Here is a 15,567-nt window from a genome sequence, read left to right as displayed (position 1 = left end):
AGCTCCTACGCTTCAGGCTTAATCCGCTTCCTTAAATCAAATCCTAAATCAATTATACCTAAGATACGTACAACATGTAATCCCACTGGTATGATAAACAGACTGATCGTAATGAGTACCGGTATCGTCTTCCCTTTTTTCTTCACCCAGAAATAGAAATAGATGAACGCCAACCCTTGGATGGCAAGGATCATTTCCAAGACAATATATAAGTTCATCGTAATGATATAAAGAGCTGTTCCTTGTTCCGGATTCGTCAATTGAAGTAAAATCACAGCAAGGTAATACCAGATGATGCTCTTAGGGAATGACCAATTACGGAAAGGTTCCCAATGTGGAACATCAACCTTAAAGCGCTTCATCAATAGGTTTGTTACAAAAATGGATGCGAATGAAAAAAGCACTGAGAGGATGACCAATAATCCAGGAATAAGGTATGGAACAACTTCAATCAGATCCCTCAATTGCTGTATGGTAGTCTCAGCATCTCCACCCATAGCACCGCTGATATTTTCTGTAAGTGCAATGGTTTTTTCAATCGATTGGTTCATTGCATCAATTAGATTGATATCTAAAAAAAGGATACTAATCACATAGATCAGTATGAAATTTGCTAAATATGTTAATGCCGTTCCTGCTAAAAGGCCGAATGAAGATATTTTTTTCCGGTAAAGATGTCCCATGACTACTCCAACGGAGCCGAACAAAATTGGAATATTGAGTGCTGCCACGGTCCCTAAAATAACGGATAATACAATTGTAGTCATTATAAAAATGAGACTCTTCTTCACACCATGCCGTACCGTATAAATCGCAAAAGGCAAGGATAGTAAAAAAATCGTAAATAAGGATAATACCGGTACGAAAAGTGTTATAAGAAATAATACAGCATACAGGGATGCGAGTATAGCCCCCTCTGTTAAAGCTCTAGTTTGATTCACGATGTCACCTCATCTGCAACTTTAAATCCTTTTCTATTGTATGGGTTTCTATGTTTTGGTTCAAACATAATTATTCACTCGTTAAAACTCCTGAAAAGGAATTTTTCCTCCCATTCCATATGATCCCTTATTTCCATATTAGCCGAGAAAAAGTGGATTTATCCTTTCTTCATGAACACGGCCGTCCTTCAGTTTCAAGCAATAAGCTGAAGCGTCCTTTCTTGATGATACGATTCTTTCCAGTCTTCCATTCATATAATGAAGTGCTACGCCATCATCAGCAGCCATCCCTTCTTTAATACTACGGTCCATTAAATAACGATGGTAGGCAGGGCGGCGGGCTTCTTCTCCATCATAATGGGGGCAGTTGCTTCCATTCAAGAAACCTAAGCATGTAATCGGTGAAATTTTTCCCGGATAGGAATCCGTAAGTCCTTGTTCGAACCAACAAATAGAACCAGCGCTCAATCCTGCTAATATGACACCTTTCTTCCAAGCACGGTACAGAATCGCATCCAATCCCCATTCTTTCCAGAGTGCAAGCAGATTCTTCGTGTTCCCTCCACCGACATAAATGATATCTTGGTCCAGCACAAATGACTCAAGCGAATGTGGAGGTCTGTAAAGCGATAAATAGGTAGGCTGGCATGGAAGATTTTCAAACGCCCGGAGGAATCTCTCGATATACCCGTCTGCATCACCGCTTGCTGTCGGAAGAAAGCACACTTTAGGTTTTTCTGAACGTGCTTGATCCAAAATGTAACGGTCGAGCAGTAAATGATCAGGCTCCATCGAAAAACCGCCGCCGCCCATGGCAATGATTTGTGTGTCCATTTCTATCATCAATCCTTTTTTAAAAGAAATCTATAACAAGATACTTTCCATACCTACCCGTTATATCCTTTAAATTAATTTTAATCATGTATCGGAGCCGATAAATGTAAAAAGGACTTGCCCAAAATTGGACGCAGTCCTTCGGATATGCTTGAATAATTCATGATTACCATGGAGCAGCTAATAGAATCATGTTCCTGGAAGCCGAGTAAAATGATCATCGTGTGTCAAGCGATGGAGGACCTCTACACTGGAGTGTTCGGATGAGGGTTCATTAAAGGAGAATGAGGGCATCCATTCCACGAACGATTAGCTGACTCACACTACATAGTATGTAATACGGACAAGTCTGTTTGGACAAGTGTTGAGGACTTAAGCACATTTTTTGATCTGTTCGGCCTGTCTGATAGTATTCATCATACAGGGGTTCCCGAAGGCTCCTTGCTCGTCTGCTCGCTTTTTCTACAGGTGTATCTCGAATATCGCTTTAAGATAAAACCATCTAGAAACACCAGGACTGAGAATGTCAATCGGCGAATTTATTTCCAATATAAAAAAGCAATAGGATATTGAACCCTACTGCTTTTTTCTTTTTACTCAGCTGAGTATGGAAGCAATGCCATTTGACGGGCACGCTTGATTGCTCTAGTCAATTGACGTTGGTACTTCGCAGAAGTTCCAGTTACACGACGTGGAAGAATTTTTCCACGCTCGGAAACGAAACGCTTAAGAAGATCAACATCTTTGTAGTCGATATAAGTGATTTGGTTTACTGTGAAAAAACAAACCTTTTTACGCTTTCTACGTCCTGGACGAGGCATGCATAACCCTCCTTTTCATATGTTGTCAGTCGTTCATATATTATCGTTGATGTCCATCAGAACGGTAAATCGTCATCTGAGATGTCGATAGGTTTACCATCATTTGCAAAAGGATCATCATTAGAGTCGTTTTTACGGTTCTGATTGCCACCGCCGAAATTCTGATTCCCAGAATTTCCGTAGCCTCCTCCTTGGCTTCCTTGACCAGCGAAAGGATTATCTTGATCCCGGTATCCCCCCTGGTTAGAAGAACCTGATCCAGATCCGGATCCCTTAGGTTCAAGGAATTGAACACTTTCTGCCATTACTTCGGTTACGTACACTCGACGACCTTCATTATTATCGTAAGATCTTGTTTGCAAACGGCCATCAACGCCTGCCAAACTTCCTTTCTTCAGGAAATTAGCTGCGTTTTCTGCTTGCCTGCGCCATACGACGATATTGATAAAATCCGCTTCACGATCCCCTTGTTGGTTCGTGAAAGGACGGTTAACCGCCAATGTGAAATTCGCTACGGCCACGCCATTCGGTGTGTAACGCAGCTCCGGATCTTTCGTTAGCCGGCCGACAAGAATAATGCGGTTGATCAACAGAACCACTCCTTAAATTACTGCTGTTCGTTTACAATTGTCATAAAACGAAGAACGTTATCGTCGATCTTCATTAGACGGTCGAATTCATTGATAGCATCACTTTCAGCCTTTACATAAAGAACTGTATAGTAGCCATCACGGAAATCATTAATTTCATAAGCAAGACGACGCTTACCCATTGCATCAACTTTTTCGATTTCAGCACCGTTATCAGTGAGGATGTTTTGAGCTTTTTCAGCTGTTGCCTTTTGAGCTTCCTCTTCTAGATTCGGGCGCAGAATATACATGATTTCATATCTACGCATTCCGGTCACCTCCTTTTGGTCTTAGCGGCTTTTACTCTTGTAAAAGCAAGGAGAGTCAATTATCTAAACAATAATAACTCACACCGACTCATTATAGCAAAAAGTCCAAGCTATAACAAGGGAAGATTAGTGATTTCATGACGTTACACATTTTTATTCATTTCTAACTGGAAAACGATTGTGAACTTTTTAGAGGACGGCAGAAATCTTATTTTCTAAAAATTATTCCCGGTTTGCTGGATTAGCGGAACTGGCAAGGCCAAGCCTTTAGCGCAGGCTGAGCCTTAGTTGCACTTATATTGAAGAAAGTATTTTATACTTTCTTTAAATGTAAAAAATGAGCAAACCACTCCGACGCGACATTCAGGCGTAAGTTCGGAGTTGGTCTGCCCTATATTGACCAGTCAATAACAGATGGATTTACACGTTAAACCGGAAGTGAATGACGTCTCCATCCTTGACTACATATTCTTTACCCTCTAATCTTACTTTTCCATTTTCACGTGCAACAGCCATCGAACCAGCATTTACTAGATCATCATAAGACACCACTTCTGCACGGATGAATCCGCGTTCGAAATCGGTATGGATGATGCCTGCTGCTTGAGGAGCTTTCGTCCCTTGACGGAATGTCCAAGCCCTTACTTCCTGTTCTCCGGCTGTAAAGTAGGTGGCCAGACCTAATAAATTGTACGCTGCACGGATTAACTGATCCAATCCGCTCTCTTCAATTCCGAGCTCTTCTAAGAAAGCTTGTTTCTCTTCGCCATCAAGTTCAGCAATTTCAGATTCAACCTTCGCACTGATCACGATCACTTCTGCTTTTTCGTTTACCGCGTATTCTTTTACACGTTCAACGAGTTCATTTCCACCCTCCAATAAATCGTCTTCTCCGACATTTGCCACATAGAGGACTGGTTTCATAGTGAGGAGATGAAGACCATGAACGAGTTTTCTCTCCTCTTTTGTCAATTCTACGCTTCGTGCAGGCTTCTCAGCTTCAAACGCTTCCTTCAATTTTGAAAGGACTTCAAATTCATAGGAAGCTTCCTTATCTTTTTGACGCGCAAGCTTTTCAACACGTGTGATCCGCTTATCTACGGTTTCCATATCTGCAAAGATCAACTCAAGGTTGATTGTTTCGATATCATCAATCGGATCTACTTTCCCGGAAACATGGGTGATATTATCATCTTCAAAACAACGGACGACATGAGAAATCGCATCGACTTGACGAATATGGGACAAGAATTGATTCCCAAGTCCCTCTCCCTTACTTGCACCTTTTACGATTCCAGCAATATCCGTGAATTCAAAATGTGTTGGTATTGTTTTCTTCGGGTTCACCAGTTCAGTGAGTTTTTGCAACCGATGATCAGGAACATCTACAATACCCACGTTCGGATCGATTGTACAAAACGGGTAGTTTGCACTTTCTGCTCCAGCTTGTGTGATCGCATTGAATAAAGTGGATTTTCCTACGTTCGGCAATCCGACGATCCCAGTTGTTAAAGCCATCTATATACACTCCTTTAATTGTCCACCTGTTATACATCCTTTCCAATTATAGAGAGAAGTGCAGAAAAAGACAAGCGTGGACACGCCGTTTCTATTACATTACTAATCTAAAAAAAGAACTCATTCATCCTTATGTTCCACGTGAAACATCCACAAGAAAAGCGCAAACGCCCTGACCAGCCACGAAGGTCACTGGAAGTCCGACGAAGAGTCTCGAACTAAACAAAGTTCGGTTCTGCGCGGGCAAACACTTCGACCTAAATCAATGTGTTGACCGCCACAGGAGGCCTGAAGTGATCCAAGTGGCTGGGCGTTGGAGCTAGACATTGCTTCACCGCAACAAAACTTAATACTTTCTTATCTTAAAATAAAGAGCAAGCCTCCTGGGCTTACTCTTTATGATCTGTAAGGACTTTTTTCAACTTTCGAACGAATTCCCTTCTCGGAAGCAAGACACTATGTTCGCATCCCATACATTTAATTCGTATGTCAGCACCTAACCGGATCACTTTCCAGCGATTTTCCCCGCATGGGTGAGGTTTTTTCATTTCGACAATATCATGAAGCTCAAACTCTTTTGTCTGGCTCATAGCATCTGCCCTCCATTCATTATCCGTATCTCTATATTACAAAGGATACGACCTGTACGCAAGGTGCTTTGAAGGTGATCGCCTTACGTTTTTTCTGCTCGGCTCATGAACGGTTGGAGAAGGATCGCTGCTAAAATGTAGAGGTTAAGGATTCCATAAATCGGGTATAAGACCGCTATAAGAGTCGAAAATCCAAAAATCGTCAATGGCATCATAATAAGCAACAAAACCGCACTCATCAGCCAGAACGGCATCGAAGTTTTATCCCGGAATCTCGAAATGATTCCGAAGACACCTGAAGCTGCTGTCGTATAGATTGCAATCCATAGCAGGATAGACATGATCAATACCCAGAAATACGGGTAATGCTTTAATATCGCAAACAATGGGATTTCATAAAGCATGATTTCATTCGCAATGGAAATCAATGATTGGTTATACAAAAGCGAGATTCCGCCTAGTACAACCCCGCTTCCTATGCTTGCAATGAGTATTTCTCCCTTATAACGGATCTGGTCCCCTACCGCAGATAACACTGCAACGAGAGGTAAAATGTTGAGGGCGGTAAACGTAAAGGCTGAGGGCCAATTGGATTGGTGACGCAGATCAATCGGGAACTGAGCCATATGGTTCTTAGTGAATAGAAACAAGACGAATAATAACAGGATGACCAGAATCGGAATGACGAACGCGTTCATGGAGATCATTCCTTCCACATCCCAAAAGAATAATAAGACAAGCAAGGTTACGATGAATAAAACACCGATCCAATAGGGAACCCGAAATGTATGCAAGGTCGCTCCACCACCAGCCAGCATGACAACAGTGGTGGAAAACAAATACAGTATGATCAAAAGATCAAATACACCACTTGCTCGAGTCCCAATCAATTTTTCCAATACTGGACGGTAGTGAATCGTCTTTTCCTTAAAACCGATGGACATGATTACGTAACAACAAAAACTGAACAATAGGGAAAACAACACGATAGCAAGTACACTTTCTTGGCCAAAAAATTGCCACAGTTCTCTTCCTGAGGCATATCCTGCTCCTATGACGGTTCCCAAGATTAGGAACATCCATTGTAATCCTGATCGCACCAATTCTTTATCCTCCCTAACGTTTAGTATTTATCGGATTTATGTATAGAGTCCAAATTTTATCCGTATACTGATACTACTATTACAAAGGAGAGGGTCCTATGAATCTAAAACGGAGATTACTTTCAAAAAAACCGTTTCAATATAAAATCCATCATGAAGACCAGGATGCGATTCAAGAAGTCACCCGTAATCTAACCAAGCTTCTTCCTCCATCTAGACCGATTGTAATTGTATGTATTGGAACCGATCGTTCAACTGGAGATTCATTAGGACCCCTTGTCGGTACAAAACTGAAAGCGAAACACTCCCCTCAATATGAAGTGTATGGAACCCTCGAAGAGCCGGTGCACGCAGTCAATCTTGAAGAACGATTAGAGGAAATCAGGAATAGCCATATTAATCCTTTCATTATCGGAATCGATGCCTGTCTTGGCAAATTAAGCAGTGTTGGAATGGTGTCATTAGGTGAAGGGCCCGTCAAACCTGGGGCAGCAGTCAAGAAGCAATTACCACCTGTTGGGGAAATCCATCTTACGGGAATTGTAAATGTCAGTGGATTCATGGAGTATTTTGTCCTCCAAAACACCCGGTTGAATTTAGTGATGAAAATGGCAGATCTGATTGCAGAGGGGATCTATTTAGCAAGTGTAAGGAACAGCTTCCAAAAACGGCCTGCCGCTGAAGCAACCTTCACGAAAGATCTTGCTGAATTACAATGAGCATAAAAAAGGGTGCTGACTCGGAATCAGCACCCTTTCTTGTTCTATTTACATAAACGGGTGTTTTTTTTAAAAAATCGCTTGTTCTTCTTTTAAGGTCTTACCTTGTCCACTTTTCCCGCAATAGTATCGTGAATTTCGCAAAAGCAATTTTCTGCTGTCAACACCTACCTTTAGCAGCATTAAAAAATAGAAGAAAAAAGATTCAAAAAGGATTGTTTGTATTGGAGGAGATACACTAGGATTGCAGCCACAAGCAAGCTTGGTAAGAGATTCAGAACCTTGATGTGCATCACCTTCAACAAATTGAGACCGATTGCACAAATCAAAATCCCCCCAGTTGCCGTTAATTCAGTAATCAAGGTTTGAAGCTGATCTGGATCAAACAGATTCTGGATTTGCGTAGCAAGAAGTGCGATCACTCCCTGGTACAAAACGACAGGGATCGCAGAAAATATGACACCGAATCCCATGGTAGTCGTGAAAATCATTGAAATAAAAGCATCAAGCAAGGATTTTGTATAGAGCACTTCATGATCGAGCCGTAGTCCACTGTCTAAAGCTCCTACGACTGAAAGTGCCCCAATTACGAAAACCATTGTCGCTGTCACGAAAGCCTTCGCTACACTTCCCTCTTTTTTAGCTCCAGCTTTCTTTTCAATCCACGAACCTAACCGATTCAAATGATCATCCATGCGCAAACTTTCGCCAATCACCCCTCCAATGGCCAGACTAAGGATGACAAGAAGAATATGATTGCTTTCAAACCCCATTTTCACCCCTAAAAGAACAACTGCAAGGCCCATCGCCTGTAAAACAGTTGTTTTTGTACTTTCTGGAATTTTAGTGAAAATGAGTCCGAGTGCTGTTCCAACTACAATTGCTAAACCATTTACGATGGTTCCGAGTAAAACCATGGTGCCCCCCACTTCCCTCTTTATCTACATTTCAACTATCTAACCCTAAAGAAAAAAACTTTTGTGTCCTTCCTTTTTCCTTCGGTAGTTGCGAAATTCAGTCCCTTTTCGCGTACGATCCGCAACAATGGCTCCTGTAAAAGAAAAAACCATCTCTAAGATGGCCCGTTTCTACTCTTTCCCTTCCAGCATTTCTAAGATTCGGTTTAGATCGTCTTGTGAGAAGAAATCGATTTCAATCTTCCCTTTTCGTTTGTTTTGTCTGATGGATACGGTGGTGCCGAAACGCTCTCGTAACGTTTCCTCTTTCTCTTTTACAAATACATTTTTTTCAGGCTTTCGTTTCTTTGTTTCACGTGAAACATTTTTATTCATTTGCTGTATGATCGTTTCCACTTGCCGGACACTTAAGTTTTCTTTTATGATCCTTTGTACAAGTGGGCTGATTTTGGCTTTGTTTTTTACTGCAAGTAACGCCCTGCCATGCCCCATCGATAATTTTTTCTCCGCTAATAATTGTTGAACCAATGAAGGCAGCTGCAACAATCTTAAATGGTTGGCGATATGAGGACGGCTTTTCCCCAACCGATGGGCTAATTGTTCTTGAGTGAGTTCGAGTTCCTGCATCAAGCTTGCATAGGCTTGTCCTTCTTCAATCGGGTTTAAATCCTCCCTTTGCAGGTTCTCAATCATGGCCAATTCCATCATCTTCTGCTCGTTCAACTCTTTGACAATGACTGGGATCTTCTTAAGCCCTGTTTCCTTTGCTGCACGATACCTGCGTTCACCTACAACGATTTCATAGCCCTTTATCGTTTTCCGGACGATGATTGGCTGGAGAATACCATGTGTTTCTATGGATTCTTTTAATTCATCTATCGCTTTTTGATCAAATGTTTTCCTTGGTTGATAAGGATTCGGACGGATTTCTCCTAATTCGATTTCTTGGATCTCTTGTTCCGTTTCTAATTCGTTAGCGGGAAATAATGCATTGAAGCCTTTCCCTAATCCTCTAGCCATTCTTCATCACTTCCTTTGCGAGGTCTAAATAAACTTCAGCTCCCCGGGACTTTGGATCATAGATGATGATCGGTTTCCCGTGGCTAGGTGCTTCACTTAAACGAATATTTCGAGGAATGACAGTCCTATAAACTTTTTCTTGAAAATATTTCTTCACTTCATCGATCACTTGCATCCCCAGATTTGTCCTGGCATCAAACATCGTAAGCAGTACTCCTTCAATCATCAGTTGCTTATTCAAATGTTTTTGGACCAGCCTCACTGTATTAAGTAATTGGCTCAACCCTTCCAATGCATAGTACTCACATTGCACAGGAATCAGGACAGCGTCAGCTGCTGTCAATGAATTGATCGTCAAAAGCCCTAATGACGGCGGACAATCAATGATTATGTAGTCAAACTGATCCGTAATTAGTTCAATTGCTCGTTTCAAACGCACTTCCCGTGAAATCGTTGGGACCAGTTCGATTTCTGCTCCAGCAAGCTGTATAGAAGATGGAATGACATACAACCCTTCTACATTGGTTTGTTGCACGACGTTACTTGCCTCGACATCATCTACAAGAACATCATAAATACACTGTTCAATATCCCCTTTATCTATACCTACTCCACTTGTGGCGTTCCCCTGGGGGTCAATATCAATGAGTAAAACTTTCTTTCCTAGATATGCCAAACATGCACCTAGGTTCACAGATGTGGTTGTTTTCCCAACTCCGCCTTTTTGATTTGCAATCGCTACGACTTTCGCCACAATGTCACCTACCTTACCTACACTACTTTGTTTTTTATTTTATCATGAAAAAATGAGGAGGAATGGACTTTTTGTTTGAAATTGTCGAAATCCTCTATGAAAAGAACAACATAGTTCTCTCAAAGTGCCATAAAAAAAGAAACTCTTATAAGTTTCGATAATTGACTGAATTTTGTTACGCTTTCACTTTGAAATGAAGCGAAAAACAACTGTCTCCCTTAAATTACAAAGAAGAGTACAGAGCTGTTTGTGAATCTAATGCTGTTGATCAGGTACCATCCTGGCTCCCCTTGTTCAAAAAAAGAGCTGTCCGTCGTTGTTTGTTCATCGCCCTGAAATTATTGTCTGGGAGAGGTTTATCGCAACGAAAGACAAGCTCTTTCCGTCAATCCTTATTATTTTTTAGGGATTTTGATTGTGATCTGGTAATAATCAGTATGATCCTCTTCAGCGGTATCAATGGCCAAACCTGTCTGGTGAACCATATCGATCGATTGCCGGATCGTATTCAAAGCCAGGCGTGTATCCTTACTTACAGACTTTCGCTTTGGCTTCATTCTCCGCTTCTTTTCCGTATCTCCTGATTCCAAAAGTTGTTTGATACGTTCTTCTGTTTGCTTCACATTCAGATTGCGTTCTTTGATTTCAACCAGGATCTTTTCTTGTTTTTCCGGTATTTTCAACGATATGAGTGCCCTGGCGTGGCGCTCTGTTATTTCTTTATTTAAAAGGGCATGTTGAACTGCATCAGGCAACTTTAATAAACGGAGCTTATTTGCAATTGTAGACTGTCCCTTTCCTAGACGTTGTGCAAGACTCTCCTGGGTCAGCCCATGGATTTCAATCAGCTTCGCATAAGCCGTTGCTTCCTCAATCGCTGACAATTCTTCACGCTGAAGATTCTCAATCAACGCTATGGATGCCGTTTGTGATTCGTTGAATTCTTTGACAATTGCAGGGATTGAATGCCAGCCAAGCTTCTGAACCGCACGATAACGCCGCTCACCAGCGATGATCTCATATTGGCCGTTACTTCTTCTTACAACGATCGGCTGGATAATACCGTGTGTTTTGATCGTTTGCGATAATTCCTCAATTCGTTCGTCTATAAAGACCGTACGTGGTTGATATCGGTTTGGCACAATCTCTCCGATAGGTATTTGAAGTACTTCTTCGTTTCCACTGAACTCTTCTTGTTCTGCTGCCAAGCTCTCTTCCACTTCAGCTTCTGAAGTTTTTTCTCCTAAACCAAACAATCGTGAAAACGGATGTTTCATCTCTCACACCACCTTTATCAAACTCCATATAGAACATTCTACAGATTGAATCCCATTTCCTTTAGTAACCATCATCTTTATTCCGACAAAATTTGTTTGTTCCACGTGAAACTAAAGTGGATTTCGATTCGGCGTGCCTGGTTTCCTAGGGAATTTTTTCGGTGTCGATTTTTGTTTACGGACAAAAATTAGATTGCGTTCACTGTTTTCAATCGGCAGCGAGAATTTTTCAACCTTATCCAATTCGCCTCCTAATTGTCCGATTGCCCGCTTCGCATCTTCCAGTTCATCCTTCGCGCTCGCAGCTTTCATTGCTAAAAAAGTACCGTCTTGTCTGACAAGCGGCATGCATAGTTCTGTAAGGACGGACATACGTGCCACAGCACGCGCAGTCACAAGTGCATACTGTTCTCGATGCTCTTTCTTTCTTGAAAAGGTTTCTGCACGATCATGATAAAAGTGGGCATCCTTCAAACCTATTTCCTGAGAAAGATGCTCTAAGAAAGTAATCCGTTTTTTCAAAGAATCAACAATCGCCAAATCAAGATGAGGAAAACAAATTTTCAGCGGAATGCTTGGAAACCCTGCACCCGCACCGACATCACAAATGTTGTTGATACGAGTGAAATCAAAGTAAAATGCTGCAGAAATCGAATCATAGAAATGTTTCAAATAAACATCTTCTTCATTGGTAATTGCAGTGAGATTCATTTTTCCATTCCACTCTACTAATGTCTTGAAGTATGTATCAAATTGGTGAAGCTGTTGAGGAGAAAGGCTGATTCCTTTCTCCTCCAGCATTTTTTGAAACCTTTCACTGTTCATGCGAGTCCCCCGTTAATTTGCAAGTTTAGCGATTTTCCCTTGTTCAAGATAAACGAGAAGGATCGAAATATCCGAAGGATTGACACCAGATACTCTAGATGCCTGCCCTACTGATAAAGGACGAACCTCCGCCAGCTTTTGCTTTGCTTCTTTTGCAAGGCCATTGATCGCAAAATAATCGATATCTTCCGGGATTTTCTTTTCATCCATCTTCTTCACCTTTTCAACCTGTTGCAGTTGTTTATCGATATAACCAGCATATTTCGTCTGGATTTCAACTTGCTCTCCAACGATCTCTGGAATTTCAACTTCCGTAGGTGCAAGCTCTGCAATAACATCATAAGTGATCTCAGGTCTTTTTAAAAGTGAAGCTGCACTCATTGGCTCTTTCAGTGGACTGCTTCCGGCTTTCTCAAGGATGATTTGGGTATTTTCATCCGTCTTGATGGAAGTGTGTTCCAATCGATCGATTTCCTTGGCAATCTGCTCCTTTTTATAAAGAAAACGATGATAGCGCTCTTCAGGGATCAATCCGATTTCATACCCTTTTTCCGTTAAGCGAAGGTCTGCATTATCGTGACGGAGTAACAAACGGTATTCCGCTCTTGAAGTCAGCAGACGATAAGGTTCATTCGTCCCTTTTGTGACAAGGTCATCAATAAGTACACCAATATAGGCTTCAGAACGGTCTAAAATGACAGGATCTTCCCCTTTCGCCTTTAGGGCAGCATTGATTCCAGCCATGATTCCCTGTCCAGCGGCTTCTTCATATCCACTCGTTCCGTTCAATTGCCCTGCAGTAAACAAGTTTTCCACGAGTTTTGTTTCAAGTGATGGCCAAAGTTGCGTCGGAACGATTGCATCATATTCGATCGCATATCCTGCCCGCATCATCTCCGCTTTCTCAAGTCCTGGAATGGATTTCAACATATTCCGTTGGACATCTTCAGGCAGGCTTGTCGATAAGCCTTGGACATAAACCTCTTCAGTATTCCTGCCTTCTGGCTCAAGGAAGATCTGGTGACGTGGTTTATCATTGAAACGGACGATTTTATCTTCAATAGACGGACAATAACGAGGTCCCGTCCCTTCAATCATACCTGAATACATAGGTGAACGCTCAAGGTTGTTATTGATGAGCTCATGTGTGACTTCCCCTGTATAGGTCAACCAGCATGGAATCTGATCCGTGATGAATTCTGTCGTTTCATACGAAAATGCGCGAGGTACATCATCACCTGGCTGGATTTCCGTTTTACTGTAATCGATCGTATGGGAATTGACCCTTGGCGGTGTACCAGTTTTGAACCGTACCATATTGAATCCTAGTTCTTTCAAATTATGAGAAAGATTGATAGAAGGCTGCATGTTGTTCGGACCGCTTTCATACGTAAGTTCCCCGATGATGATTTTTCCTCTTAAATAGGTTCCCGTCGTCACGACGACAGTTTTTGCGGAATAAGCGGAACCTGTTTTGGTCACTACTCCCTTACAAACGCCGTCTTCTATAATCAACTCTTCAACCATACCCTGGCGGAGAGTGAGATTTTCTTCTTGTTCCATCGTCTTTTTCATTTCATTTTGATACAAAAATTTATCAGCTTGTGCACGCAACGCTCGTACAGCTGGGCCTTTTCCAGTATTCAACATTTTCATCTGTATATGCGTCTTATCAATGTTTCTTGCCATTTCCCCACCGAGCGCATCAATTTCACGAACGACAATACCTTTTGCAGGCCCACCGACAGAAGGATTACATGGCATATACGCAATCGTATCCAGATTTAATGTAAGAACGAGTGTTTTCGCCCCCATCCTTGCAGAGGCTAACGCTGCTTCTACACCTGCATGGCCTGCACCTACGACAATGACATCAAACGTGCCCGCATCATATCGTTTCATAGTTGGAACCTCCTACTGTTCCTAAATTATTTCCCGAGACAGAATTGGGAGAACAACTGATCAATCAAGCTTTCTGATACAGCATCCCCAATAATTTCTCCTAGTATTTCCCAAGTCCGAGTAATATCAATTTGAACCATATCGACTGGGAGTCCAGCTTCGATCCCAGTAAATGCATCCTGGAGCGAACGTTTCGCCTGCTTCAAGAGTGAAATGTGACGTGAATTCGAAACGTATGTCATATCTCCAGCTTCCACACTCCCAGTGAAGAAGAGCTCTTTGATTGATTCTTCAAGCTCATCGATTCCTTCTTCCTCTTTTATTGAAGTAGAAACAACCGGATGACCTTTCGCCAATTCCTGTACTTCGTCCATATTAATCTCCTGGTTCAAGTCAGTCTTATTGACAATGACGATAACATCCATGCCACGGACCGCTTCAAAGAGCTTCCTGTCCTCTTCTGTCAAGGCTTCACCATAGTTAAGGAGCAAAAGGATAAGATCTGCCTCTTTCAAAACCTGACGTGAACGTTCTACTCCAATCCGCTCAACGATATCTTCGGTTTCCCGAATCCCTGCCGTATCGACTAGTTTTAACGGTACACCTCGCACGTTGACATACTCTTCAATCACGTCCCTCGTAGTACCCGGAATATCCGTGACAATCGCCTTGTTCTCATGTACCAAACTATTCAGCAACGAAGATTTTCCGACGTTCGGTCTTCCGATTATGACTGTAGAGAGTCCTTCTCTCAAGATTTTTCCTTGCTCTGCAGTTTGGAGCAGCGATTCGATTTCATTTTTTACATAGCTTAATTTTTCGGTTAACAGCTGATTGGTCATTTCTTCTGCATCGTACTCCGGGTAATCGATATTTACTTCGACGTGTGCTACCGTTTCAAGCAAAGTTTGCCGAAGTTTCTTGATAAGTTTTGATAATCGGCCTTCCATCTGGTTCAGGGCGACATTCATGGCTCTATCCGTTTTCGCTCGAATCAAGTCCATCACCGCTTCTGCTTGTGATAAGTCGATCCGTCCGTTTAGGAATGCACGTTTAGTAAACTCGCCAGGTTCAGCCAGGCGGGCACCGCTATTCAATGCGATTTCCAATACGCGATTGACTGAGACAAGCCCTCCATGACAGTTGATTTCGACCACGTCTTCACGAGTGAATGTCTTAGGCCCCCTCATAACTGTCACCATTACTTCCTCTGCTTTTTCATTGGTATCCGGGTCAATGATATAACCATAATGGATCGTATGGCTTTCTACCTCTTTCAGCAATTGTTTACCGCGGAACATTTTGTCTGCGATTTCAAGGGCTTGATCACCGCTCAATCGGACGATCGCAATTGCCGCTTCTCCCATCGGTGTCGAAATCGCCGTTATCGTGTCTCCTTCCATAGGTTTCACCTCTTTTCTTTATCGTTTCCCGATTCATGCTTCCTA

16 protein-coding genes are annotated in these 15,567 nt (G+C 42.1%); 1 reads left to right on the top strand and 15 read right to left on the bottom strand.

Going from position 1 to position 15,567, the window contains the following annotated elements; all coding sequences use genetic code 11:
- Positions 1–5: 5 nt before the first annotated feature.
- From L1611_RS13460 to L1611_RS13425, 8 genes are all read right to left on the bottom strand, one after another.
- A complete protein-coding gene (locus tag L1611_RS13460; protein ID WP_236314013.1) occupies positions 6–941 on the bottom strand; it encodes a YybS family protein in 936 nt (311 codons plus the stop codon).
- A gap of 138 nt (positions 942–1,079) precedes the next feature.
- Positions 1,080–1,775, bottom strand: a complete 696-nt coding sequence (locus L1611_RS13455) for a Type 1 glutamine amidotransferase-like domain-containing protein (RefSeq protein WP_236314012.1) — start codon at positions 1,773–1,775, stop codon at positions 1,080–1,082.
- A gap of 593 nt (positions 1,776–2,368) precedes the next feature.
- Complete coding sequence (gene rpsR, locus L1611_RS13450; protein ID WP_221567495.1) at positions 2,369–2,596, bottom strand: 30S ribosomal protein S18; 228 nt, start codon at positions 2,594–2,596, stop codon at positions 2,369–2,371.
- Between the two features lie 56 nt (positions 2,597–2,652).
- On the bottom strand, positions 2,653–3,186 hold the full coding sequence (gene ssb / locus L1611_RS13445) for a single-stranded DNA-binding protein (RefSeq protein ID WP_221567496.1): 534 nt from the start codon (positions 3,184–3,186) through the stop codon (positions 2,653–2,655).
- A 17-nt stretch (positions 3,187–3,203) separates the two neighbouring features.
- Positions 3,204–3,494 carry a 30S ribosomal protein S6 gene (gene rpsF / locus L1611_RS13440; protein WP_236314010.1) on the bottom strand — a complete coding sequence of 97 codons (291 nt, stop codon included), beginning with the start codon at positions 3,492–3,494 and terminating at the stop codon, positions 3,204–3,206.
- A gap of 420 nt (positions 3,495–3,914) precedes the next feature.
- Positions 3,915–5,012, bottom strand: a complete 1,098-nt coding sequence (ychF, locus tag L1611_RS13435) for a redox-regulated ATPase YchF (protein ID WP_236314008.1) — start codon at positions 5,010–5,012, stop codon at positions 3,915–3,917.
- A 389-nt stretch (positions 5,013–5,401) separates the two neighbouring features.
- A complete protein-coding gene (locus L1611_RS13430) occupies positions 5,402–5,602 on the bottom strand; it encodes a DUF951 domain-containing protein (protein ID WP_225067218.1) in 201 nt (66 codons plus the stop codon).
- 83 nt (positions 5,603–5,685) lie between these two features.
- A complete protein-coding gene (locus tag L1611_RS13425; RefSeq protein WP_407681734.1) occupies positions 5,686–6,681 on the bottom strand; it encodes a YkvI family membrane protein in 996 nt (331 codons plus the stop codon).
- A 122-nt stretch (positions 6,682–6,803) separates the two neighbouring features.
- Here L1611_RS13425 and yyaC point away from each other — a divergent pair, with 122 nt between their 5' ends.
- Complete coding sequence (yyaC, locus tag L1611_RS13420; RefSeq protein ID WP_236314003.1) at positions 6,804–7,424, top strand: spore protease YyaC; 621 nt, start codon at positions 6,804–6,806, stop codon at positions 7,422–7,424.
- 182 nt (positions 7,425–7,606) lie between these two features.
- Here yyaC and L1611_RS13415 read toward each other — a convergent pair whose 3' ends face one another.
- The 7 genes from L1611_RS13415 to mnmE form a co-directional block, all read right to left on the bottom strand.
- On the bottom strand, positions 7,607–8,341 hold the full coding sequence (locus L1611_RS13415) for a DUF554 domain-containing protein (RefSeq protein WP_236314000.1): 735 nt from the start codon (positions 8,339–8,341) through the stop codon (positions 7,607–7,609).
- A 171-nt stretch (positions 8,342–8,512) separates the two neighbouring features.
- Positions 8,513–9,361, bottom strand: a complete 849-nt coding sequence (locus tag L1611_RS13410; RefSeq protein ID WP_236313999.1) for a ParB/RepB/Spo0J family partition protein — start codon at positions 9,359–9,361, stop codon at positions 8,513–8,515.
- Positions 9,354–10,115, bottom strand: coding sequence for a ParA family protein (locus L1611_RS13405; protein WP_236313997.1), 762 nt, complete (start codon positions 10,113–10,115; stop codon positions 9,354–9,356). Before L1611_RS13405 ends, L1611_RS13410 begins: the two co-directional genes overlap by 8 nt.
- A 395-nt stretch (positions 10,116–10,510) precedes the next feature.
- Complete coding sequence (gene noc / locus L1611_RS13400; RefSeq protein WP_236313996.1) at positions 10,511–11,392, bottom strand: nucleoid occlusion protein; 882 nt, start codon at positions 11,390–11,392, stop codon at positions 10,511–10,513.
- Positions 11,393–11,503: 111 nt separating this feature from the next.
- Complete coding sequence (gene rsmG / locus L1611_RS13395; RefSeq protein ID WP_236313994.1) at positions 11,504–12,217, bottom strand: 16S rRNA (guanine(527)-N(7))-methyltransferase RsmG; 714 nt, start codon at positions 12,215–12,217, stop codon at positions 11,504–11,506.
- 12 nt (positions 12,218–12,229) lie between these two features.
- On the bottom strand, positions 12,230–14,119 hold the full coding sequence (gene mnmG / locus L1611_RS13390) for a tRNA uridine-5-carboxymethylaminomethyl(34) synthesis enzyme MnmG (RefSeq protein ID WP_236313992.1): 1,890 nt from the start codon (positions 14,117–14,119) through the stop codon (positions 12,230–12,232).
- Positions 14,120–14,145: 26 nt separating this feature from the next.
- Complete coding sequence (mnmE, locus tag L1611_RS13385; protein ID WP_236313990.1) at positions 14,146–15,522, bottom strand: tRNA uridine-5-carboxymethylaminomethyl(34) synthesis GTPase MnmE; 1,377 nt, start codon at positions 15,520–15,522, stop codon at positions 14,146–14,148.
- Between the last annotated feature and the right edge of the window lie 45 nt (positions 15,523–15,567).

Source organism: Pseudalkalibacillus salsuginis (genome assembly GCF_021646685.1).
In the GTDB taxonomy this organism is placed as follows: Bacteria; Bacillota; Bacilli; order Bacillales; family Fictibacillaceae; genus Pseudalkalibacillus; species Pseudalkalibacillus salsuginis.
This window is presented reverse-complemented; position numbering and strand designations above follow the sequence as displayed.

What these genes read in the sequence shown, in the direction of transcription:
- L1611_RS13455 (WP_236314012.1), bottom strand. Translation starts at nt 1,775, where the DNA reads ATGGACACACAAATCATTGCCATGGGCGGCGGCGGTTTTTCGATGGAG.
- rpsR (WP_221567495.1), bottom strand. Translation starts at nt 2,596, where the DNA reads ATGCCTCGTCCAGGACGTAGAAAGCGTAAAAAGGTTTGTTTTTTCACA.
- rpsF (WP_236314010.1), bottom strand. Translation starts at nt 3,494, where the DNA reads ATGCGTAGATATGAAATCATGTATATTCTGCGCCCGAATCTAGAAGAG.
- ychF (WP_236314008.1), bottom strand. Translation starts at nt 5,012, where the DNA reads ATGGCTTTAACAACTGGGATCGTCGGATTGCCGAACGTAGGAAAATCC.
- L1611_RS13430 (WP_225067218.1), bottom strand. Translation starts at nt 5,602, where the DNA reads ATGAGCCAGACAAAAGAGTTTGAGCTTCATGATATTGTCGAAATGAAA.
- L1611_RS13425 (WP_407681734.1), bottom strand. Translation starts at nt 6,681, where the DNA reads ATGTTCCTAATCTTGGGAACCGTCATAGGAGCAGGATATGCCTCAGGA.
- yyaC (WP_236314003.1), top strand. Translation starts at nt 6,804, where the DNA reads ATGAATCTAAAACGGAGATTACTTTCAAAAAAACCGTTTCAATATAAA.
- L1611_RS13415 (WP_236314000.1), bottom strand. Translation starts at nt 8,341, where the DNA reads ATGGTTTTACTCGGAACCATCGTAAATGGTTTAGCAATTGTAGTTGGA.
- L1611_RS13410 (WP_236313999.1), bottom strand. Translation starts at nt 9,361, where the DNA reads ATGGCTAGAGGATTAGGGAAAGGCTTCAATGCATTATTTCCCGCTAAC.
- noc (WP_236313996.1), bottom strand. Translation starts at nt 11,392, where the DNA reads ATGAAACATCCGTTTTCACGATTGTTTGGTTTAGGAGAAAAAACTTCA.
- rsmG (WP_236313994.1), bottom strand. Translation starts at nt 12,217, where the DNA reads ATGAACAGTGAAAGGTTTCAAAAAATGCTGGAGGAGAAAGGAATCAGC.
- mnmG (WP_236313992.1), bottom strand. Translation starts at nt 14,119, where the DNA reads ATGAAACGATATGATGCGGGCACGTTTGATGTCATTGTCGTAGGTGCA.
- mnmE (WP_236313990.1), bottom strand. Translation starts at nt 15,522, where the DNA reads ATGGAAGGAGACACGATAACGGCGATTTCGACACCGATGGGAGAAGCG.